Genomic DNA, 22,716 nt, shown 5'->3' with positions numbered 1-22,716 from the left:
GAAAGACCTTGAAGAAGTTAGCTGCGGTACGACCGCATCAATGGATGTCCTGGTACATGGCTGCGGGCAGTTCGGTCAACGCTTGCGCGTCCACCTCGACGTCGAAACTGTCCAGGCAGCAGCCGCAGCCGGTATTTTCCGAACACGTGCGGATCTGCGGCGCCCAGCGGTCGAGCCAGGCGAACAGCAGGTCCTGTTCGCCTGGCTGGTCGGCTAGCGCGGTCACGGTGACACGCCGCAGCGGCATCAGACTTGCACGCCTTCGCGCGCGGCGATGGTGTGCACGTCCTTGTCGCCACGGCCGGACAGGTTGCACAGGATCAATGCGTCCTTGGGCATCTCGCGCGCGAGCTTGATCGACTGCGCCACCGCATGGCTGGACTCGAGCGCGGCCAGAATGCCTTCGGTATGCGCCAGCAGATGGAATGCGGCCATCGCCTCGTCGTCGGTGATGCCCTGGTAGACCGCGCGACCGCTGTCGGACAGGAACGAATGCTCCGGGCCGACGCCCGGGTAATCCAGGCCAGCGGAGATCGAATGGGTTTCGGTGATCTGGCCATCGTCGTCGCAGATCACATAGGTGCGGTTGCCATGCAGCACACCGGGGCGACCGGCCGCGATCGAGGCGGCATGGCGACCGGTGGCGATACCGTCACCGGCCGCTTCGGCGCCATAGATCTTGACGCCCGGGTCGTTGAGGAAGGCATGGAACAAGCCGATCGCATTGCTGCCGCCGCCGACGCAGGCACTGAGCGCATCCGGCAGACGGCCGTAGTCTTCCAGCATCTGCGCGCGCGCTTCGCGGCCGACAATCGCGTTGAAGTCGCGCACCATGCGCGGATACGGATCCGGGCCGGCGACGGTGCCGATGATGTAGAAGGTGTCCTGCACATTGGTGACCCAGTCGCGCATCGCTTCGTTGAGCGCGTCCTTGAGCGTGGCCGAGCCGGAGGTCACCGGGATCACCGTGGCGCCGAGCAGCTTCATGCGGTAGACATTGATCTTCTGCCGCTCGATATCGGTGGCGCCCATGTAGACCACGCACTCCAGGCCCAGCCGCGCGGCGACCGTGGCACTGGCCACGCCATGCTGGCCGGCGCCAGTCTCGGCGATGATGCGGGTCTTGCCCATGCGGCTGGCCAGCAAGGCCTGGCCGATGGTGTTGTTGATCTTGTGCGCGCCGGTGTGATTCAGGTCTTCGCGCTTGAGCAGGATCTGCGCCCCGCCCACTTCGCGGCTCAGGCGCTCGGCGTGATAGATCGGGCTGGGGCGGCCGACGTAATGCTTGAGATCCTTGTCGTACTCGGTGATGAAGGCCGGGTCCTGGCGCGCCTGGTCGTAGGCTGCGGACAGTTCCTGCAAGGGGCCGATCAAGGTCTCGGCGACGAACCGGCCGCCGAATTTGCCAAAGTGGCCGGCAGCGTCCGGATAGGCGTAAAAGTCACTGATGGGCTGGGCCGACATGGGAATCCTCTGCAGCAATGCGGTCATACGAGAAGCACGCACTTTAGCGCAGCCAGCCGGTGCGATAAATCGATAAGATTGCCGCAACCTGTGACCTGGACTCACACAATGAGTTACCCGCTTCCGCCGCTGGCAGCCTTGCGCGCCTTCGAATCTGCCGCGCGCCTGCAGAGCGTCAGCCGGGCTGCGCAGGAACTACACGTCACCCATGGCGCCATCAGCCGGCATGTGCGCACCCTGGAGCAGTCACTTGGAACTGCCCTGTTCACCCGCCAGGGCCGCGGCCTGGTATTGACGGCAGCGGGCACGCGTTTGCGCGATGCGACCGGGGAAGGCTTCGCCTTGATCGGCGAGACCTGGGCTGGGCTGTTAAGGCGCCCTGGCAGCGAGACGCCGCTGGTGCTGGGCTGTTCGGGCAGTCTGCTGGCGCGCTGGGTCATCCCGCACCTGGGCCGGCTGCAGCAGGACCTGCCCGATGTGCGCCTGCATCTGTCGGCCGGCGAACAAGCGCCAGGCCCGGACCTGGATGGCCTGGATGCGGCGCTGCTGCTGGACACCCCGCCGTGGCCCGGCGAGTGGCAGGTGCACGAGCTGGGCGTGGAATGGATCGGCCCGGTGCTGAGCCCGCAGCTTGCATCCACGACGCAGCTCGACGGAAACGACCCTGCCGCCCTGCTCGATCACGCCTTGCTGCACACGCGCTCGCGCCCGCAGGCCTGGCCGGAATGGGCGCAGGCACATGGTGTGGCACCCGAGGCGCTGCACTTCGGGACCGAGTTCGAACACCTGGTCTATTTACTGGAAGCCGCTGCCGCCGGTCTGGGGGTCGCAATCGCACCGCAACCGTTGGTTGCAGCGGATCTGGCCGCCGGCCGCCTGCTGGCACCCTGGGGATTCACGCCAACGCGCGGGCGCTGGGTGCTGTGCGCCGCAAAGCGCAATCCAGATCCGCGGATCGAGCGGCTTGCTGGTTGGCTACGCGGTGCATTGACTGAAGATCAGGTGCAGACACCTGCAATAGATATCGCGCACGGCTAAGTGCAGCCATCAAGCAACCGCGTCGTTCAAGAAGCAAGCGGCTGCGCGATGGTTAGCCGGAAAGCCGAGCGACCAAGAGCAATGTGTAGCGGCGACAAGCGCTCCAAAACAGCGGCACAAGCCCGAGCTCCGCTTGCCTAATCCCTAATCTCAATTCCCCAATCCCAAAACTCACGACATCTCGTGGCAATCGGCCCGGCGCACTTCTTCGACGAACTTGCGCATCATGTGGCCGTCCTTGATGCCGGGCGCCAGCTCCACGCCGCTGGACACGTCCACGCCCCACGGCAGCGTCGCCACGATGGCGTCGAACACGTTGTCGGCCGTGATGCCGCCGGCCAGCAGGAACGGGCGATGCAGGCCGGTCGGCAACCGCGACCAATCGAAGGTCTTGCCGGTGCCGCCACCTGCGCCGGGCGCATGGCTGTCGAACAGGAAACCGGCTGTATTGGGATAGGCCAGCTGCAAGGTGCGCGCGTTGGCGTCCTCGCCATTGACGCCGGTGCTGCCCATCGGCACTGCCTTGAGATAGGGAAGATTGAAACTACGGCAGAACGCGTCGTCTTCTTCGCCATGGAACTGCAGCAAGGTCGGGCGTACGGTACGCACCACCTCGCGCACTTCTTCCTTGGAATTGTTGCGGAACAGCGCCACCACATCGACCATCGGCGCGGTGGCCTGACGCATCGCGCGCGCCTCGGCCGGTGCCACGCGGCGCGGGCTGCCGTGCGCAAAAATGAAACCTACCGCGTCCACACCCAGCTCGCCTGCCAGTCGAATATCACCGGCGCGGGTCATGCCACAGAACTTGATACGGGTGCGGTACAGCGATCGATTCATTGGGTGACCTCAGCAGGCAGATGCCACTCTGCGGGATACAACGGCCCGACAAACACCAGGCCTTGTGGCGGCGCCGTCGGCCCGGCCACAGAGCGGTCGCGTCCGGCCAGCAATGTCGCGATCCAGTCGACCGGTTTTTCTCCGGTTCCGACCAGGATCAGCGAGCCAACAATATTCCGCACCATGTGATGAAGGAATGCATTGGCCTGGACCTGCATCTCCACCACTTCGCCAATCCGCTGCACGCTGATGGCCTGCAGGTTGCGGCGTGCGTGCGGCGCCTGGCATTGCACACTGCGAAATGCGTTGAAGTCGTTCTCGCCCAACAAGGCCTGCGCCGCTGTGTGCATGGCATCTGCATCCAGCGGGCGCCGCTCCCAGCTCAAGGTCTGCCGATACAGCGCGGGGCGTATCTGCCGATTGAGCAGGCGATAACGATAACGGCGGGCACGTGCGGAAAACCGCGCATGGAAGTCGGCCGCCGCCGGCACGCACCAGCGCACCGCGATCGAGGGCGGCAGCCGCGCGGTGGTACCCAACGTCCAGCTGCGCGGGTCGCGGCGTGCGTCGCTGTCGAAATGCACCACCTGGCATTCGCCGTGGACGCCGGCATCGGTGCGGCCTGCGCAGATCACCTGTACCGGAGCATCGGCGACCGACGACAGGGCCGCCTGCAACCTGGCCTGCACCGTCGGCCCGCCGTGCTCACCCAATTGCTGCCAGCCTTGAAACTCGCTGCCGTCGTACTCCACGCCCAGCGCGTAACGCATCGGAACCTGCCTGTTGTTGAATCGATTGAGTGTGCGGACCAAGCGCGGCCGGCAAAGCGTCGTGAGCGATCGTCAGTGAGGCGCAAACAGCGCGCAAGCACCGCAGTGTGACGAGTGGCGATACCGCACCGGGCACCGACCGCGCGCACCTGACGCTGAGCGCAGTGGTTTGTCAGTCGCCCTGCGCGGCGGCGCGCTCGGACCACACCGCCAGCGTCGTGCCACCGGGCTCGCGGAAATGAAATCTGCTGCCGCCCGGGAAGCCGAACACCGGCCTGAGGATCTCGCCACCGGCAGCACGTATGCGCTCGATCACTGGTACCAGGTCGTCGGCATACAGCACTACCAGCGGACCCGCTTCGGCCGCTGCCAGCGCAGTGACACGGTAGAAACCACCGTCCAGGCGCCCGTCGTTGAAGGCCAGGTAATCCGGGCCATAGGCCTGAAATTGCCAGCCGAAGACCTGTTCGAAAAACGCGCGGCTGGCGTCCGGATCGATCGAGGCGAACTCCACGTAGTCGATGCGACGCTCGCGTGCGGCACGCTTGTCTACAGCAAGGCTGTCCATGGCCGGGCTCATGTCAGCTGCTCCAGCAATTCGGCCGCTTCGGCACGGGTGGCCTCATCGCCGGTGGCGGCGACTTCCAGCAACAGGCCGCGCGCGGTGTCCTTGTCGCCCAGATCCATATAGGCCACTGCCAGCTCCAGCCGATCGCGGCCTGCGGACGTGAACTCCCTGTACGTCTGTGCGTCAGGCGCGGCGGGAGCAATGGGAGATTGCGCGAAATCCAGGCTGTCCTGGGTGGCAACCGCTGCAGACGGCGCGACTGGCGGAAGATCGCTGATTGCGTGCTCCGGCTCCGGCTCCGGCTCCGGCTCCAGTTCCGGCTCCAGTTCCGGCGCAGGCTCAGGCTCGACGTACTCCGGCACAGCCACCGGGGCCGGAGCCGGCGGCGTTGCACGCAACGACCGCCAATCCTCGCTGGTGACCACGACCGGCGCTGGCGCTGGCTCAGACAGCAGCGGCTCGCGGCGCAACACCTCCGACAGCGGCTGCTGCGCGTCGTAAGCGCGCTCGTCCTCGCGCAGATTGGCCTGCTCGAATTCGGTCTCATGCACCACGTCGTATTCGCTGGGCTGCGTGGCGAGCTCGGCATCCTGCGGCTCTTCCGTCTCGGCCGCAGCACCCACAGGCACGAAGTCGAACTGGCGACGCGGCAACGGCGGCAGCGGCGAGGGTTTGCGGCGACGCGCAGCCAGCCATGCGACCACGGCCGCAACGATCAACACCAGCCCGCCGATCAACCACAGCGGGAAACCGCCGCCCTGATCAGCCGCAGCTGGCGTCTCCGACAGGCGCTTCTGCGCGGCGGCCAGATCGGTGTTCTTCATTGCGATCAAGGCTTGCTGTTGCTGCTTGAGCTTTTCCAGATCGGCCACGCGTGTGCGCAGATCCTGCAATTCGGCATCGCGGGTGGCGATGTCTTCCTTGGCCTGTTGCAACTGTTGGTTGGCCGCCATCTCGCCCTCGCCTTCGGCACTGGTGCCGGACGTGGCGCCGGCGGTGTTGGTCTGAATCGCCACTGCCGGGGCGATCTCGAGCCGCGCGCCGGCCCCCGCAGTGGTGGGCGCAGCAGGTGCTGCGGATGTGGGCGGTGTTGCGGCAGCCGCGCCGGCTTCGGCCGGCTGCGGAATCGCCGAACGCGCCTGCCGCCACTGCGCAGCCTGCTCGCGCACCATCACCGCCGCTTCGGCCGCACCGACCTGTGCCAGCGCCTCTTCCTGCGGCGTCCGCAGCACTGCGCCCTGCTTCAGGCGATTGATATTTCCGCCGATGAAGGCCTCGGGGTTGGTCCGCAACAACGCCAGCATGGTCTGATCCAGCGAATGCCCGCTGGAGCGCGCCACGGCGGCGGCGATTTCCGACAAGGTCTGGCCGGAGCGCACCGCCGGCAATGCATCGCCGGCCTGCGCGGCAGCGGCAGCGCTTGCACTGCGGCGTGCAGTTGGAGCGGTAGCGGCAGTGTTTTGATCGGCGCCTGCGGCAGCCGACACCGGGGACTGGCGGGGGATCGTATTGTTGGCACCGGCGCGCGGTGCCTCGATGGCCGGCCCGGCGATCGCAGCCGCAGTGTTGGGCGCATCGACCAGCGCGGAATACTCGCGCACCAGCCGACCCTGGCCCCACTCCACTTCGATCAGGAAGTTGATCGCCGGCTGATCGACGACCTGGCTGCTGGTCACGCGGATCACCGCACGCCCGCGCGCGTCCTGGGCGAACTGGAACTGCAGGCTGCTCACCAATCCCTGCGGGCGCTCCAGACCAACCCGCGCGAAGGTGGTCGCCGATGCCAGCGCCACACGGGCGTTGTCGAGTTCGCCCGGTTCATTGGAGATGACCGGAATCTCGGCCACCAGCGGTTGCCCAGGCTTGGACAGCACCCGGATATCGCCCAACCCTAACGCCATGGCGGCGCCACTGCAGACCATCAGCAGCAACGCACCTATCGCTTGTATCGGACGCATCGCGCCCCCGCCCCTATGTTTCATGGGCATCAATATAGCCGCTGAATGAGCGAAAAAGTCGGCCACCTCGCGCGGGGTGCACATGCCGTCGCGATGCGGCATCCATGCAGCAGGCCATCGGCAGTGCATCTGGTAGGAGCGCACTGGTGCGCGATGAGGCTTCACGGGGAAAGCTTCATCGCGCGCCAGCGCGCTCCTACCGAACGACCGTGCTTTAGCCTTCCTGTGCGACCAGCTCGGCCAGCTGCACGGCGTTGAGCGCGGCGCCCTTGCGGATGTTGTCCGAGACGATCCACAGATTCAGACCGCGCGGATGCGACAGGTCCTCACGGATACGGCCGACGAATACCGCGTCCTTGCCGGAGGCGTGCGTGACCGGGGTTGGGTAGCCACCGGGCTTGTGCTCGTCGACGACTTCCACGCCCGGCGAAGCCTCCAGCAACGCGCGCGCCTCCACAGCAGTGATCTTGTCGCGGGTTTCGATCGCCACCGCTTCGGAGTGACCGTAGAACACCGGGACACGCACCGCAGTGGGATTCACCATGATCGACTCGTCGCCCAGGATCTTGCGGGTCTCCCAGACCAGCTTCATCTCTTCCTTGGTGTAGCCGTTGTCCTGGAAGTCGTCGATGTGCGGGATCAGATTGAAGGCGATCTGCACCGGGAAACGCTGCGGTTCGATCTGCTGGAAGCCCAGCAGTTCGCTGGTCTGCTTGCCCAGCTCTTCCATCGCCGACCGCCCGCCACCGGAGACCGACTGGTAGGTCGCCACGTTGATGCGCTCGATGCCGTACTTGCGGTGGATCGGGCCGAGCGCGACCAGCATCTGCATGGTCGAGCAATTGGGGTTGGCGATGATGCCGCGCGGGCGCTGCTTGAGCGCTTCGGGATTGACCTCCGACACCACCAGCGGCACATCGTCGTCGTAACGGAAGGCGGAGGAATTATCGATCACCACCGCGCCGGCAGCGGCAAACTTGGGGCCGTATTCCTTGGAGACGCTGCCGCCTGCGGAGAACAGCGCGATGTCCACGCCGGTGGGATCGAAGCCGGCCAGATCCAGCACATCGACCTTGCCGCCGTTGAACTCCACCTGCCCGCCGGCCGAACGCGACGACGCCAGCGCGTACAGGGTGGCGATCGGGAAATTGCGCTCGGCCAGGATGCTCAGCATGGTCTCGCCGACAGCGCCGGTGGCGCCCACGACCGCGACGTTGAAACGACGGTTTTCGTTGCTCATGAGATTGTCTTTATCGAAAGAGGAAAGAGGGGAACGCGCTTGCGCAGTGGGTTCGGGGAACCTCCAAAGCTGGCCGCGGAGGTTCCCTATCGTTTGGTCGTGGTGGTTTTGGCCGTGCCGGTTTTGATCGCTTCGCCATCGCTGGCGCCCACGCGCGCGCCGCCCTGTTTGGCAGCGGCCACCGCATCGGCATTGAGTGCACTGGGCGGATGCCCGGCGTTGGGGCCTTGGCCCAGCGCGGCGATCAGGTTGTCCACCGCCAGCTGCACCATGGCGCGGCGCGTGTCCAGGCTGGCACTGCCGATATGCGGGGTGAGCACCACGTTGCGCAAGGCCAGCAACTCGGGGCGTACTGCAGGTTCGCCTTCGTAGACATCCAGGCCGGCACCGGCCAGCCGCCCATTGGCGAGCGCATCGGCCAACGCGATTTCATCGACCAGGCCACCGCGCGCGATGTTCACCAGCGTGGCGGTGGCGCGCATCTTGCCCAGCGCTGCGGCATCGATGATGTGGTGCGAGGCCTTGGTGTACGGCAGCACCAGGACCAAGTGATCGGACTGCGCCAGCAAGGTATCGAAATCCACATACTGCGCGCCAAGCGTTTGTTCGGTCTCGGCCGGCAACTGGCTACGGTTGTGATACAGCACGCGCATGCCGAAACCGTGCGCACCGCGGCGGGCGATGCCCTGCCCGATCCGGCCCATGCCCAGAATACCGAGCGTGCTGCCGTGGATATCGGCGCCGAGCATGGTCTTGAACGACCACTGCCCCCACTGCCCGTCGCGTAGCCAGCGCTCGGATTCGGTGATGCGACGCGCGGTGGCCATCAGCAATGCAAAGCCGAGATCGGCAGTGGTTTCGGTCAGCACGTCCGGCGTATTGCTGGCCAGGATACCGGCCGCACTCAGCGCGTCGAGATCCAGATTGTTGTAACCCACACCGACGTTGGCGATGGCGCGCAGCTGCGGTGCGGATGCGATTTCTGCCGCACCGATACGCTCGTTGAGGGTAATCAACGCACCATCCAGCGATGCCAGCTGCGCAGCCAGATCGGCCGGCGAATAGGCAGTGACGCGCTCGGTGGTGATCAGCTCGAAATGCTCGCCCAACTGCGCGACGACATCGTCGAACAGGGGCTGGCTGACCCACACCTTGGCGCGCCGCGACTCAGACATCGAGTTGACCGGGAATACGCGGCGACACTTCGCCGACATCGCCGCACTGGGCGCGATGACGCAATGCCTGATCCATCAACACCAACGCCATCATCGCCTCGGCGATCGGGGTGGCGCGAATGCCCACACAGGGGTCATGGCGCCCGGTGGTGATCACATCCACCACTGCGCCTTCCGCATCCACGGTCGCGCCAGGCAGGCGCAGGCTCGAGGTCGGCTTGAGCACCATCGAAGCGGTGATCGCCTGGCCGGTGGAAATGCCGCCCAGGATGCCGCCGGCATGGTTGCTGAGAAAGCCTTCCGGGGTGATCAGATCACGGTGTTCGGTGCCCTTCTGCGCAGCGCTGGCAAAGCCATCGCCGATCTCCACGCCCTTGACCGCATTGATGCTCATCAGCGCGGCGGCGAGTTCGGCATCGAGCTTGCCGTAGATCGGCTCGCCCCAGCCCGGCGGCACGCCGCCGGCCACCACGTCCACGCGCGCGCCGACCGAATCGCCGGATTTGCGCAGCGCATCCATGTAGGTTTCCAGCTCCGGCACCTGCTCGGCATGCGGCCAGAAGAACGGATTGTCTTCGACCGCATTCCAGTCGAAACCGGTCGGGCGGATCTCGCCCAGCTGCGATAAAAAGCCGCGCACCAGCACGCCGTAGCGCTGCTTGAGCCACTTCTTGGCAATGACGCCGGCGGCCACACGCATGGTGGTCTCGCGCGCGGACGAACGCCCGCCGCCACGCGGGTCACGGATGCCGTACTTCTGCCAATAGGTGTAGTCCGCATGCCCGGGGCGGAACTGCTGGGCGATGTTGCTGTAGTCCTTGCTGCGCTGATCGGTGTTGCGGATCAGCAGCCCGATCGGCGTGCCGGTGGTGCGGCCTTCGTAGACGCCGGACAGGATCTCGATGGCGTCGGCTTCACGGCGGGCCGAGGTGTGCCGGCTCTTGCCGCTGGCACGCCGCTGCAGATCGTGGGTGAATTCTTCCGGCGCGATCTCCAGGCCCGGAGGGCAGCCGTCGATGACGCAGCCGATCGCCGGACCATGCGATTCACCGAAGGTGCTGACCGTCAACAAGCGACCAAAACTGTTACTGCCCATGACGGCATCCTCTCAACAATGCAGCAGGTGGCGCGGCGCGCAGGATGCGCGGCAGGTGACGTGCCGCCACCAGCATCGGCGCCACTGCCAACAAGCCGCTGAACACCAGCACAAACACATCCAGCTCGTCACGCCCGCTAAGCAGCCAATCGGCAAGCAGGTACAGCGCAACGCCGATTCCGACCAGCAGGCCGAGTGCCACGATCAGCGTGCGGCGCCGATGCGCGCGCAAGGCCGCATCCGAACTGACTACCACGATCCATGCCGACACCAGGCCGAAAAACGCCATCAGGCCAAAACCAATCTCCGCCGCCGCGCTCAACCAGCGCTGTGGCGAGGGGCCGCCGTACATCGGGTCGAACAAGCGATACACCACGTCGAGCAAGCCGAGCGGAATGCCCACACCGAAGATGGACACCGGCACCAGCAACAGGAGATCGCTCAGCTGCGGCCGCGGTGTGGACGACTCAACGTGCACTGGCCAACTCGGTGATGCGCGCAGCATGCGCGATCAATTCGCGGCATTCCACCGCAAAGATGCCCATTTGCCCGACCTTGAATTCGACCCAGGCAAAATCCACTTCCGGCAGCAGCTTGATCAGATGCTGCTCTGATTCGCCCACTTCGCAGATCAGCAAACCGTCTTCGCTCAGGTGCTGCGGCGCATCGCGCAGGATCTTCAGCACCAGGTCCAGGCCATCGTCGCCGGCACGCAAGCCCAGCTCCGGCTCGTAGGAATACTCCTGCGGCAGTGCGTCGGTTTCGTCGTTGGTGACGTACGGCGGATTGGTGACGATCAGGTCGTACTGGCGACCGCCCAGCCCGGTAAACAGGTCCGATTTGAGCAAAGTGACGTTGTCGGCGTGCAGGCGTGCCTTGTTTTCGGCCGCCAGTGCCAGCGCGTCGTCGCTGATGTCCACGCCGTCCACGTCCCACTGCGGGTTGTAGTGGCCCATGGCGATCGCGATACAGCCCGAGCCGGTGCACAGGTCCAGCGCACGGGTGACTTCGCGGCCGCCCAGCCAGGGCTCGAAGCCGGCTTCGATCAGCTCGGCGATCGGCGAGCGCGGCACCAATGCGCGCGCATCGCTCTTGAAACTCAGGCCGGCAAACCAGGCCTCGCCAGTCAGATACGCCGCCGGCACGCGCTCGCTGATGCGGCGTTCGAACAAGCCCAGTACCTGCTCTTTTTCCGAGCGCAGCAGACGCGCCTGGCCGTAGGCCGGGCCGAGATCGTGCGGCAGATGCAGGCTGTGCAGCACCAGCTGGGTGGCCTCGTCCAGCGCATTGTCGTAGCTGTGGCCGAAGGTCAGACCGGCTGCATTGAAACGGCTGGTGCCGTAGCGGATCAGGTCGATGATGGTGTGCAGTTCGTCGGCCGCGGCGGCAGTCATGGCAACAACTAAAGAGGAATCGGCCCACGATTATAGAGGTCGGATCGGTATCATGAGCGTCCGTTGCAGTGGAAACCGCCATGTTCAATCGCAATACCGGCATCGTGCTGCTGGTGGCGCTGGCCGCCGGCCTGGGGCTGTTGCTGGGCCAGAAGTTCCTCGGCGCCGCGCCCAGCTCGCCGTGGCCGCCCACCAAGACCATCACCTTCTATCCGCAGCCACGCACCCTGCCGCAGTTCAGCCTGCGCCAGTCCGATGGTACCCAGCTGGTGCCCGGTGAGCTGAAAGGGCATTGGACGCTGGTATTCCTCGGCTTCACCTTCTGCCCGGACGTCTGCCCCACCACCTTGACCGATCTGGCGGTGGCACAGCAGCAGTGGGCAAGCATTCCGGATGGCCTGCGCCCGCGCGTGCTGTTCGTGTCGGTAGACCCGCAGCGCGATCCGCCGGCTCGCCTTGGCGAGTATGCGCATGCGTTCCACAAAGACACGCTGGCGGCCACCGCCGATGTGCCGTCGCTGGAGCGCTTCGCCACCGCGCTGGGCTTCGTGTTCCAGAAGGTGCCGGGCAAGGGCTTTGCACAGAATCCCAACGACTACAGCATGGATCACTCGGCAGGCATCGCCGTGCTCGACCCGCAAGGCCGCCTGGCCGGCCTGATCCGTCCCCCGCTCGACCCGAAGGCGATCGCCGCCGACCTCCAACAGCTGACCAAGGTAACCGCTCCGTGAGTCTCGTCACTTCCCTGACCTACGTGCTGCCGCATCGGTTGCTGTCCTCTATGGCGCGCGCGCTGGCCTATTCGGATACGCCGTCCACCAAGCAATGGTTGATCGACACGGTGACGCGCAAGTTCGGCGTGGACCTGAGCGAGGCATTGGAGCCGGATCCGCGCGCCTACCCCACCTTCAATGCGTTCTTCACCCGTGCCTTGAAGCCGGGCGCACGCGTGCCCGATGCCGACCCCGCAGCCGTGCTGATGCCGGCCGATGGCCGTATCAGCCAGCTTGGCCCGATCGAGAACGGCCGCATTTTCCAGGCCAAGGGGCAGTCGTTTACCGCTGCCGAACTGCTGGGCGATGCCGAGGTAGCGCTGCCGTTCAACGACGGGCTGTTCGCCACCGTCTATCTCTCGCCCAAGGACTACCACCGCGTGCATATGCCGTGGACCGGCACCTTGCGCGAAACCGTGCACGTGCCCGGCCGTTTGTTCAGCGTGGGCCCGGATGCGGTACGCAACGTGCCGCGCCTGTTCGCCCGCAACGAGCGCCTGGTGTGCCACTTCGATACCGACTTCGGCCCGATGGCCTCGGTGATGGTGGGCGCGCTGCTGGTATCGGGCGTGGAGACGGTGTGGAGCGGCGTGGAGATTCCGCGCTATGGCGATCGCATCACGCGCAAGGATTATCGCGGCAAGGGCATCGTGCTGGAGCGGTTTGCGGAAATGGCTCGCTTCAACTACGGATCTACCGTGATCGTGTTGCTGCCGCCGGGTGTGGCCAAGCTTGATAGCGGGCTTGCTGCAGAGACAGCGGTGCGTCTGGGGCAAGCGCTCGCACATCGCCAGCTGAGCTGATCACAGCTGCGCGCCTGCGGTTGCCCGCCTCGGTGCGCAAGTGAAGGCGCCTTTGCAGGGGCGAGCCTTCCCGTGATTGGACGGGCTCGATAACGCCTCGCGCCAGCGCGCTTTACACCCAATGCAACAAGCGATGCTGGCGTGCAGCGACGCCGTTGTAGGAGCGGGCCCGACCGCGACAGCGTGTTCGCAGCGAGGCTTGGAGCGCACGCGTCTTTGGCAACCAGCCTCCGATGTAGGAGCGCTCCCGCATTCGCCTGAAGGACCGGGACCGCTTCGTCGCGGCCAGGTCAGCTCCTACGGGCGCCGGCCCGGCGCCCATGCGGGGACCGGCACCGATGCGACTCGCCGACGCGATATCGCCCGCGCTGGTCAGCGATCGCAGCCGGCCAGCTTGATGCTCTGCCCCGGCTTGAGCGCATAGCCCGGCGCTTTCAAGCGATTGGCCTTGGCCAGCTCCTTGATCTCGCACTGGTACTTCTGCGCGACGCGACCGAGCGTGTCGCCCTTGGCGACGGTGTAGCTGCGCGCCTGCTTGGCCTTGGGCTTGGCGACGACCGGCTGGCCGGTGGCCACGGTGGTCGGCACGCCGGGCATCGGGCTGACGTCGCCCACCGCCACGCTTGGCATGTACTCGGGGGCGCTGCTGCTGCGCACGATCGCGCTGTTGAGGTCGGCGGTGATCAGCGTGCGCGCCAGATCCGCACGCGGGCCGTTGACGCAGTAGCGCGTGTACAGGCTGGCGATGCGGTTGGTGGCGTTGATGACGGTGCCGGCCGGAATCCAGCCATCGGATTCGTAGCGCGGGTTGAGGTTGCGCAGCGCACGCATGTAGCCGTCGCGCGTGCCCATGCTGCCCAGGCAGATGGTCAGCTCATAGATGGTGGTGGACTTGGCCAGCTTCAGCGTGGCCGGCTGCGCATCGAGCTTGGCGAAGTCCACGCCGTACTGGCGTGGGTGCAGGAAGATCCATGCTGCGGCGATCACCATCGGCACGTAGTCCTTGGTTTCGGCCGGGAACTGGTTGTACACGTCCTGCTCCCAGAACCCGCGCCCGCCGCTCTGCGAGAACACGCGCGCGGCGCGGCCTTCGCCACCGTTATAGGCGGCCAGCGCCAATTCGATGTTGCGGTTGAGCCCGGCCATGCGCTCGTTGAGATACGCGGCACTGGCTTCGGCGGCGCTGCGCGCATCGAAACGCGTGTCGAAGCCGGTGCCGTCCGGGCCCAGCCCGAAGCGACGCCCGGTGGCCGGCATGAACTGCATCAGCCCGGCCGCACCGGCACGCGAACTGGCGTGCACCTTGCCGTTGGATTCCTTGGCCATGATGCCGAACAGCAGCGCCTCGGGCAGGCCGCGCTTCTGCCATTCCGGCCACATCACCCCGCGCAGGTTGCTGTAGTTCTCATAGCTGGTCAGCAGCGCCGGGCGCATGTCGGTCAGCCAGCGGCGGATACCGGCCTGCACGGCCGGGTTGTACTGCACCATCTTGTCGAAATCGTGGCGCTGGTCGTTGAGCAGCGTGGCCGCACGTGCGGCTTCTGGCACGCCGTTGTTCGCCGGGCCGAGGTGGTCCGGGTCGGCCTGCAGCAAGCTGTCGTCGTCTTCCGGATCTTCGGCGGCCGGGGCCTCGGCGTCGGCGCGCGCCTTCAGCAGGCGCTTGTAGGTGGCCAGCTGATTAGCGACCAGGCAGCCGCGCTGCTTGATGCAGGCGTCGATGACGTCTTCCATGTCCTCCAACGCGGCATCGCCTTCGGCAGTGCCCTTGGGGTCGGAGTTGTTCACCAGCACCAGCGCGTCGCGGTAGCGCTTTTCGGCGGCGGCCATGCGGGTATCGAGCACGGCGGCTTTCTCCGTGTCGCGTTTGGAGATGGCATGGGCAGCGGGGACGACAGACATCAGCGCCACCAGTGCCAGAACCGGCCATGGGCGCAAAGCAAAATGAGCGAGCGGCATCGTAGGCAGTACAGCGGAAAGGCAGGCAGGGTAGCCGCCGGGGCGACACCGGGGCAAGGCGGCACCGCCGGCAGGGTCAGTGGCCCGTTAGATTGATCGATGGATTAAGTGGTTGGAATGGCTGCTGGCTGGTTCCCGTGAGTCGCGCCCGTTGCTCCTGCGAGTTGCCCGGCGGCATGGCTCTTTGACGTCTCGCGCCAGCATGCGGACTCGCTGTGCCACCACGATGCCCCACCGGGATTGCCAGCGAGCATTGCCAGATAGAATCGCGTTTTCACCACCGGATCTGCGCAATGGCCTCGTTCCTGCTCGGCAAAGGCGTCACCGACGACATCGCGGTGATGCTGGAAGGACGCTTCGGCAACCGCCACGGCCTGGTCGCCGGCGCCACCGGTACCGGCAAGACCGTCACCTTGATGACCCTGGCCGAAGGCTTCTCGCGGCTGGGCGTGCCGGTGTTCCTGGCCGACGTGAAAGGCGACGTGGCCGGTCTGGCGATTGTCGGCGACGGCGCAGCCGGCGTGTTGCAGCGCGCCACGGAAGTAGGCATCACCGATTACGCGCCGGCCGCCAACCCGGTGGTGTTCTGGGATCTGTACGGCAAGCTCGGCCACCCGGTGCGCACCACCGTCAGCGAAATGGGCCCCACCCTGCTCGCGCGCATTCTGGAACTCAACGACACCCAGTCCGGTGTGCTGGACATCGTGTTCAAGCTGGCCGACGACCGTGGACTGCTGTTGCTGGATCTGGACGACCTACGCGCGCTGCTGGCGTTGGTGGTGGAAGAACGCAAGGAGCTGTCCACCAGTTACGGGCTGGTCTCCAGCCAATCGGTGGCCGCGATCCAGCGCTCCTTGCTGCGTCTGGCGCAGGACGGCGGCGAGCAGTTCTTTGGCGAACCCGCACTCGAATTGGCCGAAATGATGCGCGTGGCACCGGACGGCCGCGGCGTGATCGGCATCCTGGCGGCCAACCAACTGGTGCTCAAGCCGAAGCTGTATTCCACCTTTTTGCTGTGGCTGCTGTCGGAACTGTTCGAGCGTTTGCCCGAGGTGGGCGACCTGGAACAGCCCAAACTGGTGTTCGTGTTCGACGAAGCGCATCTGCTGTTCGACGACGCGCCCGCCGCGCTGGTGCAGCGTATCGAACAGGTGGTGCGGCTGATCCGTTCCAAGGGCGTGGGCGTGTACTTCTGCTCGCAGTTTCCCGACGATATTCCGGACAACATCCTTGGCCAGCTCGGCAATCGCGTGCAGCACGCGCTGCGTGCCTACACCCCGCGCGATCAGAAAGCGGTCAAGACCGCGGCGCAGACCTTCGTCGCCAATCCCAAGCTCGACGTGGCAACCGCGATCTCCGGCCTGGGCACCGGCGAGGCGCTGGTGTCGCCGCTGCAAGGCAAGGGCGTGCCCGCGCCGGTGCAGCAGACCCTGATCGCCCCACCGCGCTGCCGCATGGGCACCATCAGCGAGACCGAACGCGCGCAGGTGCGCGCCGCCAGCCCGGTCGGCACCCGCTACGACACCGCGATCAACCGCGAATCGGCCGCCGAACTATTGGCACGCCGCGTCGAACAGATGGCCGAGCACAACGCCGCACCACCGGCGCGCACCCGCGAGGATGACGACGCGCAAGACAGCGGCTTCGGCAAGGCGGTCAAGGACGCCGTCTTCGGCACCAGCCGCCGCCAGGGCATGCTCGAAGCGATGGCCAAGCAGACCTCGCGCACGGTGGGCAACAAGATCGGCCAGCAGATCGTGCGCGGCCTCTTCGGTAGTATTTTTGGTGGGAAGCGTTGAACCCAGACATTAAGGAGGAAGCACCATGAGCAAGGATGCCAAGAAGACCCTGCTGGCCTGCACGATCGCCCTCGTGCTTGTCGTCGTCAGCACGGCCTCAGCTGAACAGAAAGATCGGAGTGATCTTTGGCCTCTAAAGCGGCAGCAGGTACTGACCGGCACCTACACAGGGCAACTCGCCTCCTACACGCAAGACTGCCAGACTGTCCGCGCAGAGCTTTTTCTTTCGATGCCGACTCCCAGCAGAAACATGCAGCGTTACACGTTAAAAACCACCTGCATCGCTGGCAACCAACTGAACGGCCCACCCCGGACGATTACCGGTGCCTGGGACCTAGACGAGGCGAGCGGTAGCTGTCTGGTGCTCAACTTCATAGACGTCCACGATCCGATGGTCGGACCGAACATCTACGGGTTTGCCGTCGAAGAGGATCCTCTCCCCTCGGACCACAAGCATCCCATTTACGTTCTCGCTCAAGACGGCCATAACTGCCACAGCGGCAGATCACCGGAATACGACGACAAGGTGCTTAGAAGGGTGCGCTGACAACGGCACGCCTTGGTTTGCGCGAAGGACTGTGGCAAAGAAAGGCCAGTCTTTTTCAATGGATTGGCTGTCTATAGTTCTGCTTCTACCGACTATGAGCACTGACGCGCAAGACGGGCAATTTTGCGGTCATTGCAAAGACTCCGACGCGACACCTCCCGCCGACTAGCAACGCCCGTGCTCCAATGAAGCTTATGTTCGAGTTAAGTCAACACACCATGCAACTTGGCGTACTGCAGCAACATGATGGTCTTGGCATCGGCGATGTCGCCTGAGCCGATCATCGCCAGCGCTGTATCGAGCGACAGTTCCAGCACCTCGATCTCTTCGCCGTCTTCTTCGACACCGCCGCCGTCACTGACCTTGTCGCCATCGAAGTATTCGCCGACGAAAAAGTACAGGCGCTCAGTAACTGAGCCAGGGCTCATGAACGCCTCGAACACCTTGCGCACGTTGTCGATGCGATAGCCGGTCTCTTCTTCGGTTTCCTTGCGGATGCAGGTCAGCGCATCGTCCTGGTCAAGCAAGCCGGCGCAGGCTTCGATCAGCATGCCGTCCGCATTGCCGTTGAGTAGCGTCGGCAGGCGGAACTGGCGGGTCAGCATCACCGTCTGCTTGGCGCGACTGTAGAGCAGGATCGTGGCGCCATTGCCGCGGTCGTAGGCCTCGCGCGACAGGGTCTGCCAGCGGCCGTCCTTGCGCTGAAAATCAAAGGTGACCTTGCGCAGCACATACCAATTGTCCGACAGCACATCGATGCTGCGAATGCGAACCTGCGGGTTGCCGGTGGCGGATGGATTCAAGCGACACTCCTTGTGATGCGGGCGACGGTAGTGCCACGAACGTTGGCGCGTCTGGTCGCTCGAAAGATCCGCAATGACTGCGGCGGGTCGACAGTCTACCGATGACCAAGATCCGGAGCATTACGTCATCTACTGAAGTACTGCACGTGTCGCATATCGACATGTAAAGACCTGCTTTGCGATCAGTACGTACTAGGCAAATGACTCCACGCTGCCGGTCATTCAGACCGCGACGCGGCACGGTCGACTGAAGCACGGAAGTGCGTACGTCACCAGGATAACGAACCGCAGGACCGCGACGTCGGCATTACTCGCGCGACTGGCAATGTGTCGCGACCACATATCCATACGCAACGCCGGCACCACTTTGCAAACCCTCTAATTGCCATCACGTGCTCCTTGAGCCAGACGCTTTCTTCGATAGCGCACGGCCCACTGAACCGTCGATACCGACGCCCGACCTTGCGTAGTTCGTGTCGTTCCACATGCGGCTACGCGCCAAGCCCCACCCGCTGCCGTGTATCACCGGGCTCAACAGGCAGGCGCCGTTACATCCCAATTGCACGGCGACGCGCACCACCGCACAATCCCTTCACATCACACGCTTGGGGAGCGTCATGGAAGACCGTTTTCGCGCACGCAGGGTTGCGGCGCAGGCCGCGCCAGCACCGTTCTGGACCCGTATTCCCGCCATCGCCACCTACCCGCTACGCGGCTCTGCGCTGTACGCGCTGATTGCGCTGACCCTGTGCAGCGCACTGCTGGTGTTGCCAGGCATCCTGAAACTGCTGATCGCCGGCGTGCTGGGCATGGCGACCTACACCTATGCCTTCGACATCCTGCGCCACAGCGCAGATGGGCAAGCCGACGCACCGCGACTCGGCTACAACACGTTCGATAGCGCCGTACTCAGGCTGATTCTGCTGGCGCTTGCGCTGGGCATCGTCATCGGTGCGGCCGGCGTACTGGCCGGCAAGCCCGGCCTGACCATTGCGTATCTGGTGGTGCAGCTATTGCTGCCAGGCATGATGATTGCGCTGGCCATCGACGGCAGCCTGCGCCGTGCGCTCAACCCGGCAGTGTCGATCGACATGGCGCTGCGCATCGGCTGGCCGTACCTGGCCGCATACGGCCTGCTGTATGTGATCCAGGGCAGCGGCACGGCAGCGGTGTTCATTGCGGTGAAATATCTGCCGCCGGTCGTACGGGAAGCGACCGTTGTGATTGCCTCGATCTGGAGCCTGTTCGCCAGCTTCCATCTGATGGGCTATCTGGTGTACCAGTACCACGAAGAACTCGGCTATGTGCCCAGCAGTGGCGCGGCAGTCGAGCGCGAAGACCCGGATCAACGCCTGCTAGACGAAGCAGAGCAGTACCTGCGCGACGGACATGCCGACGAAGCCTTTCAAGCGTTACGCGGCGCGGTGCGATCACGCGCAGTGAGCCTTGCCGTGCATGAGCTGTATCAGCGTCTGCTACGGCAACATCATCGCAACGACGAACTGCACGAACACACGCGCCACTACATCAATCGCTTGCTGCAGGAAAAACAGGAGCGCCGCGCACTCGCCTTGCAGCGCGAAGCATTGGACAGCAATCCCGCATTTACACCGCTGACGCCTGAGCAAGCCACGCTGCTGGCCGAGCGCGCCAAGATGGCCGGGCAATTCCAGCTGGCGACCGACGGCCTGCTAGCTGCCATCGGCGCATGGCCGCGCGACGTGATGCTGCCAACGTGGTCGCTCGACGCAGGGTTGCTGCTGGCCGAACGTTTCGGCCGCGACGACCAGGCGCGTGCAGTGCTGCGAAACGCCCTTGATCAGTGCGAAAACGATGCACTACGCGCGAAGCTGCAAGCTGCGCTGAAAGCGGTGGCGATTCAACCGGCTTGAGTGGCTGGCAAATTTTTTGACGGAGCTAATCGGATCTTCCGTCATCGGACAGTCTCGCGGCGTGTACTGCTCGCGACCATGCGGCCAAGGGCCCTGCAGCAAACCCGCATCACCGAGGGCGCGGTGCCCTCACCGCTCGCGGGACACGCCGTGAATCCATCCCTGGAGGCTCGGTGGCGGCATCCATGCCGCCACACGGTCCCGCAATCGGTGAGGACACCGCACCAGAGAGTTGATCGGTTGCTTTGTTTAAGACCATGCATACCAACCATCCCGACTGGTCCTTGCCCGCCCACCGTCGCGGGACCTTACGCGGCATGAATGCCGCGTAAGAGCCTACATGGACGTACTTGCGGCGTGTCCCGCGACGGTGGGCGGGCAAGGGCCCTGCAGCCAAACCGCAGATCACCCGCTCTGCAATCGATAGGCGCTAATGGTCGGTTTGTCACAGCAAGCCAGCAAACCGAACCGGCTCACCCACTGTCGAGCAGAAAGCGCGCCTTGTTGGCTTGGCCTTGCTCCGGAAACTGCTCCAGCACCAGCCGCAACAAGCGCGTACGTTGCGCGCCGTCCTGCAACTCGCCGTGGCGCAAGGCCAGCACGAACCAGTGCTGCGCCAACTCCGCGCGCGACGCACTGAGTTCGCATTCTTTCAACAGCCGCTCGGCGTCGGCCAGCAACCCATTGCGCATGCACGCACCGATCAAGGCCAGCCGTGCCGGCAGCGCGCAATCAATCTTGGCCTTGCTCAACTCGGCAGCGACCGCCAGCTGGATGCGCGTCTGCTCGGCGTGATGCGTCTGCAGCTGTAACAGCGTCTGCGCATGCCGCAAGCTGTCCTGGCGATGGCCTGCATTGCGCGCGGTGCGATAACGCGCCAGTGCCACCTCCAAATTGTGCGACTGCTCGCCGGCCAACTCGGCTAGTAAGCGTTCGGCCTCGACGTTTTCCATGCGTCCCAGATGCCGCTGCGCGCGCTCCCAGCGATCGTCCACCAGCACGGCATCGCCCTCTTCCATGAAGGCAGGTCGGGTGCGCCGCAACAGCACCAGCAAGGCACCGAGCAGCGCGCCACTGACCAACCCACCGGCATGCGCCTCGAAGGCGACCGCGGCATTGTCGCTCGACAACAGGCTGTACAGCTCCCAGCCCAACCACAGCGGCAACAGCAGAATCGCCGGGCCACGCACATAGTTGAATACCACGAAAAACCAGTAGAAAAACCGTACTTTGCGCCGCCCCCAGACCACGCAGAACGCGCCCATCAATGCCGCGATCGCACCGGATGCGCCCAACCCGCCGCCCGGCTCGCCCCAGCGCCACCACAGGCTGGCCGCGCTGGCGCCGAACCCGCCGAGCAGATACAGCAGCAGAAACCAGCCGCTGCCGATCGCCCCTTCCAGCAAGGTGCCAAGCGCCAGCAGGAACAGCATGTTGCCCAGCAGATGATCGAAACTGCCATGCAGAAATGTCGCCGTCAGCATCCGTGCCGGCGACCACTCCGAGCTACGCTGCAGATGGCGCAGCGTAAATACCTTGGAAAGGCGCGCGTCGTAGGGCGCACGCAATACGCGCCATTCGCGCAAACGCTCCTCGTCCTTGAACAGCGTGCCGCTGCGCAATGCCTGCGCGAACGCCACATCGTTCATCGTCAGATGCGCCAGATACGCAATGCGTTGGCGTGTGGGCACGCTGTCCAATTTGGCTTTGCGCGCGGCGCGGAGCTTGGCGTCGCGGGTTTGCTCCAGATAGCGCACATGGGCTTGCGCCTCCAACGCACCCAGCCCCGAGTCGACGTAATAGCGCACCGCATTTTCGACCAAAGCGTCGTCCTTGCGCTGATAGCCCAGGTAGACCGCCGCATTGATCAGCACCAGCAGCAGCGTCACCCAAGGAATGTTCTGGCGCGACCAGGTTTTGTGCAGCGGCATCAGTAGCATGACGGCGTCCGTGTCCGAGAACGCAAAGCTTCGCTGTGCGGCGGCAGATGCGCAAGCAGGTCATGCGCGCTAGCATCGCGTCCCCGCCGTCCGACACACCGCCCATGAGCCGCTGGCGCCCGCCTGCCGAAAAAAGCACTGCGCTGATCACGCCCGAAGGCCATGCCCGGCTCAAGGCCGAGCTGGAAGATCTGTGGCGCGTGCGTCGGCCAGAGGTGGTGCGCGCGCTGGCTGCAGCCGCCGCAGAAGGCGACCGCTCGGAGAATGCCGAATACACCTATCGCAAGAAGCAGCTCGGCGAGATCGACCGCCGCGTACGTTATCTGAGCAAACGGCTGGAAGCGCTGCGCGTGGTGGATACCGCGCCGACCGATCCGCGCGCGGTGTTCTTCGGCGCGCAGGTCGAGCTGGAAGACGCCGACAGCGGCGACCTGCTGCACTACCGCATCGTCGGCCCGGACGAAACCGACGCCGGACGCGGCTGGATCAGCATCGATTCGCCGCTGGCGCGCGCATTGCTGAAAAAACGCGTGGATGATGAATTCGAAGCGCAGCTACCGTCGGGCAAGCACACCTTCGTCGTGGTGTCGGTGGGTTACGCGAGCCAGTAGCCGCGCGAATCTGCTGACCTGTAGGAGCGCACTTGTGCGCGACAGGGCG

At 65.0% G+C, this 22,716-nt stretch carries 21 protein-coding genes; 7 read left to right on the top strand and 14 right to left on the bottom strand.

Translation table 11 applies throughout. The annotated features are described in order from the left end of the window. Positions 1–37 precede the first annotated feature (37 nt). Positions 38–247: a hypothetical protein gene (locus AC1PLU_RS08350; protein WP_023904473.1), complete on the bottom strand. Its 210-nt coding sequence runs from the start codon at positions 245–247 to the stop codon at positions 38–40. Then, positions 247–1,464 (bottom strand): tryptophan synthase subunit beta, encoded by a 1,218-nt coding sequence (gene trpB, locus AC1PLU_RS08345; protein WP_481108185.1) that lies wholly within the window; start codon positions 1,462–1,464, stop codon positions 247–249. Before trpB ends, AC1PLU_RS08350 begins: the two co-directional genes overlap by 1 nt. Positions 1,465–1,572: 108 nt before the next feature. Between trpB and AC1PLU_RS08340 the strand changes: the two genes are divergently transcribed. After that, the gene (locus AC1PLU_RS08340) at positions 1,573–2,502 is read left to right on the top strand and encodes a LysR family transcriptional regulator (protein ID WP_481108184.1); all 930 of its coding nucleotides are present in this window, start codon (positions 1,573–1,575) and stop codon (positions 2,500–2,502) included. A gap of 171 nt (positions 2,503–2,673) precedes the next feature. Here AC1PLU_RS08340 and AC1PLU_RS08335 read toward each other — a convergent pair whose 3' ends face one another. The 9 genes from AC1PLU_RS08335 to prmB all read right to left on the bottom strand — a co-directional run bounded on the left by AC1PLU_RS08335 (position 2,674) and on the right by prmB (position 11,543). Continuing rightward, positions 2,674–3,342, bottom strand: a complete 669-nt coding sequence (locus AC1PLU_RS08335; protein ID WP_168957723.1) for a phosphoribosylanthranilate isomerase — start codon at positions 3,340–3,342, stop codon at positions 2,674–2,676. After that, positions 3,339–4,112, bottom strand: coding sequence for a tRNA pseudouridine(38-40) synthase TruA (truA, locus tag AC1PLU_RS08330; protein WP_023904476.1), 774 nt, complete (start codon positions 4,110–4,112; stop codon positions 3,339–3,341). The genes AC1PLU_RS08335 and truA overlap by 4 nt, the downstream gene beginning before the upstream one ends. Before the next feature lie 172 nt (positions 4,113–4,284). Then, on the bottom strand, positions 4,285–4,692 hold the full coding sequence (locus AC1PLU_RS08325) for a VOC family protein (RefSeq protein ID WP_180315141.1): 408 nt from the start codon (positions 4,690–4,692) through the stop codon (positions 4,285–4,287). After that, positions 4,689–6,638 carry a motility hub landmark protein FimV gene (locus AC1PLU_RS08320; protein ID WP_481108183.1) on the bottom strand — a complete coding sequence of 650 codons (1,950 nt, stop codon included), beginning with the start codon at positions 6,636–6,638 and terminating at the stop codon, positions 4,689–4,691. The genes AC1PLU_RS08325 and AC1PLU_RS08320 overlap by 4 nt, the downstream gene beginning before the upstream one ends. Before the next feature lie 214 nt (positions 6,639–6,852). Continuing rightward, on the bottom strand, positions 6,853–7,878 hold the full coding sequence (locus AC1PLU_RS08315; protein WP_481108182.1) for an aspartate-semialdehyde dehydrogenase: 1,026 nt from the start codon (positions 7,876–7,878) through the stop codon (positions 6,853–6,855). Positions 7,879–7,964: 86 nt separating this feature from the next. Then, the gene (locus AC1PLU_RS08310) at positions 7,965–9,053 is read right to left on the bottom strand and encodes a 2-hydroxyacid dehydrogenase (RefSeq protein WP_481108181.1); all 1,089 of its coding nucleotides are present in this window, start codon (positions 9,051–9,053) and stop codon (positions 7,965–7,967) included. After that, entirely contained in the window at positions 9,046–10,149 is a 1,104-nt protein-coding gene (gene aroC / locus AC1PLU_RS08305; protein ID WP_255085521.1) for a chorismate synthase, read from the bottom strand. Before aroC ends, AC1PLU_RS08310 begins: the two co-directional genes overlap by 8 nt. Beyond that, complete coding sequence (locus AC1PLU_RS08300; protein WP_481108180.1) at positions 10,139–10,654, bottom strand: hypothetical protein; 516 nt, start codon at positions 10,652–10,654, stop codon at positions 10,139–10,141. Before AC1PLU_RS08300 ends, aroC begins: the two co-directional genes overlap by 11 nt. Continuing rightward, positions 10,617–11,543 carry a 50S ribosomal protein L3 N(5)-glutamine methyltransferase gene (prmB, locus tag AC1PLU_RS08295; protein ID WP_006450475.1) on the bottom strand — a complete coding sequence of 309 codons (927 nt, stop codon included), beginning with the start codon at positions 11,541–11,543 and terminating at the stop codon, positions 10,617–10,619. Before prmB ends, AC1PLU_RS08300 begins: the two co-directional genes overlap by 38 nt. 80 nt (positions 11,544–11,623) lie before the next feature. On the opposite strand from prmB, the gene AC1PLU_RS08290 reads away from it, so the two are divergent. Next, positions 11,624–12,274 carry an SCO family protein gene (locus tag AC1PLU_RS08290; protein ID WP_104551453.1) on the top strand — a complete coding sequence of 217 codons (651 nt, stop codon included), beginning with the start codon at positions 11,624–11,626 and terminating at the stop codon, positions 12,272–12,274. Further along, positions 12,271–13,119, top strand: a complete 849-nt coding sequence (asd, locus tag AC1PLU_RS08285) for an archaetidylserine decarboxylase (protein ID WP_481108179.1) — start codon at positions 12,271–12,273, stop codon at positions 13,117–13,119. The genes AC1PLU_RS08290 and asd overlap by 4 nt, the downstream gene beginning before the upstream one ends. A 372-nt stretch (positions 13,120–13,491) precedes the next feature. Here the strand turns inward: asd and AC1PLU_RS08280 are convergent, their stop codons facing one another. Continuing rightward, positions 13,492–15,075: a transglycosylase SLT domain-containing protein gene (locus tag AC1PLU_RS08280; protein ID WP_481108178.1), complete on the bottom strand. Its 1,584-nt coding sequence runs from the start codon at positions 15,073–15,075 to the stop codon at positions 13,492–13,494. Positions 15,076–15,368: 293 nt separating this feature from the next. Here AC1PLU_RS08280 and AC1PLU_RS08275 point away from each other — a divergent pair, with 293 nt between their 5' ends. Both AC1PLU_RS08275 and AC1PLU_RS08270 read left to right on the top strand, forming a co-directional pair. Continuing rightward, complete coding sequence (locus AC1PLU_RS08275) at positions 15,369–16,874, top strand: helicase HerA-like domain-containing protein (RefSeq protein ID WP_481108177.1); 1,506 nt, start codon at positions 15,369–15,371, stop codon at positions 16,872–16,874. A 25-nt stretch (positions 16,875–16,899) separates the two neighbouring features. Beyond that, complete coding sequence (locus AC1PLU_RS08270; RefSeq protein ID WP_481094531.1) at positions 16,900–17,421, top strand: hypothetical protein; 522 nt, start codon at positions 16,900–16,902, stop codon at positions 17,419–17,421. 203 nt (positions 17,422–17,624) lie between these two features. On the opposite strand, the gene nudK is transcribed toward AC1PLU_RS08270, so the two are convergent. Continuing rightward, positions 17,625–18,224 carry a GDP-mannose pyrophosphatase NudK gene (gene nudK, locus AC1PLU_RS08265; RefSeq protein WP_481094530.1) on the bottom strand — a complete coding sequence of 200 codons (600 nt, stop codon included), beginning with the start codon at positions 18,222–18,224 and terminating at the stop codon, positions 17,625–17,627. 617 nt (positions 18,225–18,841) lie between these two features. Between nudK and AC1PLU_RS08260 the strand changes: the two genes are divergently transcribed. Beyond that, positions 18,842–20,116, top strand: coding sequence for a hypothetical protein (locus AC1PLU_RS08260; RefSeq protein ID WP_481108176.1), 1,275 nt, complete (start codon positions 18,842–18,844; stop codon positions 20,114–20,116). A gap of 473 nt (positions 20,117–20,589) precedes the next feature. Here the strand turns inward: AC1PLU_RS08260 and AC1PLU_RS08255 are convergent, their stop codons facing one another. Further along, on the bottom strand, positions 20,590–22,056 hold the full coding sequence (locus AC1PLU_RS08255; RefSeq protein WP_481108175.1) for a rhomboid family intramembrane serine protease: 1,467 nt from the start codon (positions 22,054–22,056) through the stop codon (positions 20,590–20,592). A 104-nt stretch (positions 22,057–22,160) separates the two neighbouring features. On the opposite strand from AC1PLU_RS08255, the gene greB reads away from it, so the two are divergent. After that, entirely contained in the window at positions 22,161–22,667 is a 507-nt protein-coding gene (greB, locus tag AC1PLU_RS08250; protein ID WP_481108174.1) for a transcription elongation factor GreB, read from the top strand. The last annotated feature ends 49 nt before the right edge of the window (positions 22,668–22,716 follow it).

This window comes from Xanthomonas sp. NCPPB 2933 (genome assembly GCF_056725225.1).
Note: the sequence above shows the minus strand (reverse complement) of the source record. Positions and strands in the feature narration are given on the sequence as shown.

Excerpts from the sequence above, each read along its gene's own strand:
- truA (WP_023904476.1), bottom strand. The coding sequence starts at position 4,112 with ATGCGTTACGCGCTGGGCGTGGAGTACGACGGCAGCGAGTTTCAAGGC.
- AC1PLU_RS08275 (WP_481108177.1), top strand. The coding sequence starts at position 15,369 with ATGGCCTCGTTCCTGCTCGGCAAAGGCGTCACCGACGACATCGCGGTG.
- AC1PLU_RS08310 (WP_481108181.1), bottom strand. The coding sequence starts at position 9,053 with ATGTCTGAGTCGCGGCGCGCCAAGGTGTGGGTCAGCCAGCCCCTGTTC.
- AC1PLU_RS08260 (WP_481108176.1), top strand. The coding sequence starts at position 18,842 with ATGGAAGACCGTTTTCGCGCACGCAGGGTTGCGGCGCAGGCCGCGCCA.
- greB (WP_481108174.1), top strand. The coding sequence starts at position 22,161 with ATGAGCCGCTGGCGCCCGCCTGCCGAAAAAAGCACTGCGCTGATCACG.
- AC1PLU_RS08335 (WP_168957723.1), bottom strand. The coding sequence starts at position 3,342 with ATGAATCGATCGCTGTACCGCACCCGTATCAAGTTCTGTGGCATGACC.
- AC1PLU_RS08300 (WP_481108180.1), bottom strand. The coding sequence starts at position 10,654 with ATGCTGCGCGCATCACCGAGTTGGCCAGTGCACGTTGAGTCGTCCACA.
- AC1PLU_RS08270 (WP_481094531.1), top strand. The coding sequence starts at position 16,900 with ATGAGCAAGGATGCCAAGAAGACCCTGCTGGCCTGCACGATCGCCCTC.
- prmB (WP_006450475.1), bottom strand. The coding sequence starts at position 11,543 with ATGACTGCCGCCGCGGCCGACGAACTGCACACCATCATCGACCTGATC.
- trpB (WP_481108185.1), bottom strand. The coding sequence starts at position 1,464 with ATGTCGGCCCAGCCCATCAGTGACTTTTACGCCTATCCGGACGCTGCC.
- AC1PLU_RS08255 (WP_481108175.1), bottom strand. The coding sequence starts at position 22,056 with ATGCTACTGATGCCGCTGCACAAAACCTGGTCGCGCCAGAACATTCCT.
- AC1PLU_RS08340 (WP_481108184.1), top strand. The coding sequence starts at position 1,573 with ATGAGTTACCCGCTTCCGCCGCTGGCAGCCTTGCGCGCCTTCGAATCT.
- aroC (WP_255085521.1), bottom strand. The coding sequence starts at position 10,149 with ATGGGCAGTAACAGTTTTGGTCGCTTGTTGACGGTCAGCACCTTCGGT.
- AC1PLU_RS08320 (WP_481108183.1), bottom strand. The coding sequence starts at position 6,638 with ATGCGTCCGATACAAGCGATAGGTGCGTTGCTGCTGATGGTCTGCAGT.
- AC1PLU_RS08325 (WP_180315141.1), bottom strand. The coding sequence starts at position 4,692 with ATGAGCCCGGCCATGGACAGCCTTGCTGTAGACAAGCGTGCCGCACGC.
- AC1PLU_RS08280 (WP_481108178.1), bottom strand. The coding sequence starts at position 15,075 with ATGCCGCTCGCTCATTTTGCTTTGCGCCCATGGCCGGTTCTGGCACTG.
- AC1PLU_RS08350 (WP_023904473.1), bottom strand. The coding sequence starts at position 247 with ATGCCGCTGCGGCGTGTCACCGTGACCGCGCTAGCCGACCAGCCAGGC.
- AC1PLU_RS08290 (WP_104551453.1), top strand. The coding sequence starts at position 11,624 with ATGTTCAATCGCAATACCGGCATCGTGCTGCTGGTGGCGCTGGCCGCC.
- AC1PLU_RS08315 (WP_481108182.1), bottom strand. The coding sequence starts at position 7,878 with ATGAGCAACGAAAACCGTCGTTTCAACGTCGCGGTCGTGGGCGCCACC.